The sequence below is a fragment of the Alcanivorax sp. UBA3183 genome, from assembly GCF_002364155.1.
In the GTDB taxonomy this organism is placed as follows: Bacteria; Pseudomonadota; Gammaproteobacteria; order Pseudomonadales; family Alcanivoracaceae; genus Alcanivorax; species Alcanivorax jadensis.
This window is the reverse complement of the sequence record NZ_DEXN01000047.1, coordinates 105,519-108,906: the sequence shown is the minus strand read 5'-3', so window position 1 is coordinate 108,906 and position 3,388 is coordinate 105,519. Positions and strand designations below refer to the sequence as shown.

At 61.5% G+C, this 3,388-nt stretch carries 3 protein-coding genes; all 3 read right to left on the bottom strand.

Annotated features, from left to right (window positions below):
- Positions 1–10 precede the first annotated feature (10 nt).
- The gene (gene dacB, locus B3Q33_RS15030) at positions 11–1,519 is read right to left on the bottom strand and encodes a D-alanyl-D-alanine carboxypeptidase/D-alanyl-D-alanine endopeptidase (RefSeq protein WP_052043091.1); all 1,509 of its coding nucleotides are present in this window, start codon (positions 1,517–1,519) and stop codon (positions 11–13) included.
- A 142-nt stretch (positions 1,520–1,661) separates the two neighbouring features.
- A complete protein-coding gene (gene lipA / locus B3Q33_RS15025) occupies positions 1,662–2,642 on the bottom strand; it encodes a lipoyl synthase (protein WP_035250131.1) in 981 nt (326 codons plus the stop codon).
- A 16-nt stretch (positions 2,643–2,658) separates the two neighbouring features.
- Entirely contained in the window at positions 2,659–3,348 is a 690-nt protein-coding gene (gene lipB, locus B3Q33_RS15020) for a lipoyl(octanoyl) transferase LipB (protein WP_272980037.1), read from the bottom strand.
- Between the last annotated feature and the right edge of the window lie 40 nt (positions 3,349–3,388).

The following is a 3,388-nucleotide window of genomic DNA, read 5'->3' as shown; positions in this document are numbered from 1 at the left end:
GCGTCAGGCGTCAGTGTCCGGCCGTATCGATACTGGGTGGGCGTGCTGCCAGATGCACCTGTTCGATCACCGAGTCGAGGATGGTTTCCGTGCGCCAGGCCTGGCTGTGGTTGACCATGGCCACCACCGCCCAGGTGGTGTTGTTTTCGTCACGGGTGAAGCCGGCAATGGAGCGAACATCCCTGAGCGATCCGGTTTTGATATGGCCCATGCCGGCCATCCCCGCTTTGCCCAGCCGGCGGCGCATGGTGCCATCCATGGCCACCAGCGGCAAGGACGCAATCAGCTCGGCGGCGAAGCGGCTTTCCCAGGCTTGCTGCAACAGACTGGCCATCTGTCGTGCGGAAATGCGCTCTATCCGGGACAGCCCGGAACCGTTTTCGAAAACGATACCCTGGCTCAGTATGCCCTTGGTTTCCAGCCATTCCCGGATGGTTCTTTCCGCTGCGGCCAGGTCGTCCCGATCGCCGGGTTGACGGTATTTGGCGCCCAGGCTGAGGAACAACTGGCGCACCATCACGTTATTGCTCCACTTGTTGATGTCGCGAACCATCGTCACCAGATCCCGCGAGGAGGTGGTGGCCAGCAGCTCGGTATCGACATCACGGGGCCGCAGGCCCTGGCGGATCTGGCCGGTGAGGGTGCCGCCCAGTTGCTGCCAGAGGCCGGTGAGCAGGGCGCCGGTGTAGTCACCCTGCTCCATCACCGACAGGTAGCTGCTGGTGGAGCAGCCCTTGGGCAAGACGCCAGTGAGCGTGATGCGGGTATGGCCACTATCGGTCAGCGTCGGCTCGTAGTCGAACTGGTAGCGTCGTGGGCAGTGACCATAGTCTTTGAAGACCATACGGTTATCGATCTCCACGCCGTTGAGGGTGGGCTCGGTCCAGGTATGAATGCCCCTTGCATCAGCGCGAGTACGAATGCGCAATACGTTCAGGTTGGTGAGCAGGGCATGGGGCTTAACCAGAAAGGGGGCGTTGGGGTTGTCGCCATCGTCATCGAAATCGGGGATGCCGTTGGGTAGATTGAAGGCGCTGGCATCCAGTACCAGGTCACCCTGGATATGGGCGATGCCCATGGCGCGCAACTCGCGCATCAGCAGCCAGAGACGCTCTTCAGTCAGTTTCGGGTCGCCACTGCCAACAAAGTAGAGGTTGCCGTGCAAGGTGCTGTCACTGATCGTGCCATCTGTGTACAGGCGGGTATGCCACTGGTAGGTAGGGCCAAGCAGTTCTAGCGCCGCATAGGTGGTCACTACCTTCATGATCGAGCCGGGATTGAAGGGCATATCCGCATTCAGGAAGCGGGCGTCCCCGGGGCCGTTCAAGGGGATGGCGGTGACTGCCAGATGCTCGTCTGCCAGTTTCAGGTTTCTGGCGGCCTCCAGTACCGGTGCCAGCAAGGGCGTAGGGGCACCGGCATGGACCGGTGTGGCGGCCACGGCGCCAAGCAGGACGAGGCATGACAGGGCGGGGAATAACTGGAAAAAGCGCGCCCTGAAGGGAACTGGGTGAGACATTAGCGGACCTGGCCACGGAATGGCAGAAAGTAGAACAACTCGACTGGGCCTAGACTAAACCAAAGCCGGTGCCGGGTCAGCGGGGGGAGTGGCGATGAAATGTAAATTTCATCGCCGGTTGCGTACTCATGATGGTGAGAGATCAGTCGGGTTTATGCATGCCGACATCAATACCCTTGTGTTGCAGGTCCGCATGGTAGGAGCTGCGCACCATGGGGCCGGATGCCACGGAGCGAAAACCCAGCTCGTTGGCGACACGGGCGTAGTCGCGGAATTCGTCCGGGTGGACAAAACGGTCCACCGGGGCATGGTGTTTGCTGGGCTGCAGGTACTGGCCGATGGTCAGCATGTCCACATCGTGGGCACGCAGGTCCTTGATGGTGTTGATGACCTGCTCGTAGGTCTCGCCCAGGCCCACCATGATGCCGCTCTTGGTGCTCACGTCCGGACGGCGGGCCTTGTAGCGTTGCAGCAGGTCCAGCGAGTGTTGATAGCGGGCGCCGGGGCGAATGTGTTTGTACAGCTCGGGGACGGTCTCAATGTTGTGGTTGAACACATCCGGGGCTGTTTCCACCAGAATATCCACCGCGGTATCCAGGCAGGGACGGAAATCCGGGGTGAGGATTTCGATCTTGGTCTGCGGGGTGCGGGAGCGAACCTGGCGAATGCATTCGGCAAAGTGCTCGGCGCCACCGTCGGCCAGATCATCCCGGTCTACGGAGGTGATCACCACATACTTGAGGCCCAGGTTGTCCACGGATTCTGCCAGGTGCAGCGGCTCTTCCGGGTCCAGCGTGTTGGGGCGGCCGAAGCCCACATCACAGAACGCGCAGCGACGGGTGCAGATGTCACCCATGATCATGAAGGTGGCGGTGCCGCCACCGAAACACTCTGGCAGGTTGGGGCAGGCGGCTTCCTCGCAGACCGTATGCAGCTTCTGCTCGCGCAGCATCGACTTGATGCGCTGGATTTCGCCGTTGGCGGGAACGCGTACGCGAATCCAGTCCGGTTTACGCTGGTAGCCGGTCTCTTCGTTGACCATGGGAATGGTGCGTACCTTGTCTGCGCCACGCAGCTTGTCGCCGATCTGAACCTTGCGCTTGGCCTGTGCCTGCTCGCTCATGGGGTGTCCGTTACTGTCAGGGTGCCGGGCTGTGTTGGGCCGGCGGAAATTCGGAGATGTCATTGTACCAGTCGGGCGCGGGCGCTGTCCGTGGCATCAGGCCCAGACGTTTGGCTAATAACGTCACCAGTTGCTGCTCCATGGTGTGGCGATCCAGCACCACGCCTTGCTCGCTGAGGGTGGTCATGGGTTGGCCCACATGGCCGCAGGGGTTGATACGCTGCCAGGGTGACAGGTCCATGTCCCGGTTGATGGCCAGGCCATGGTAGCTGGCTCCCCGACGGATGCGCAGTCCCAGAGAGGCGATCTTGGCACCGTTTACGTAGACACCGGGTGCATCGTTCCGGTTCGCGGCGTCGATGCCGTGGCTGTCCAGAAAATCGATGATGCCCAGTTCGATGGCGCTGACCAGCCCGCGACTACCGAGCCCCAGGCGTTTGATGTCCAGCATCAGGTAGATCACCGTCTGCCCGGGGCCATGGTAGGTCACCTGTCCGCCACGGTCGCTGTTGACCACCGGGATCTCCCCGGCATTGAGCACATGCTCCGGCTTGCCGGCCTGGCCCAGGGTGAACACCGGAGGGTGTTCCAGCACCCAGAGTTCGTCAGCAGTGTCGACGGTACGGCCATCGGTCAGCGTGCGCATGGCCTGCCAGCAGGGGGTGTAATCCACCCGGGGGAAATAGCGAATCAAGGCGTCGTTCATGGGAGGAGTATAAAGGCAGCTACAAGCTACAAGCTACAAG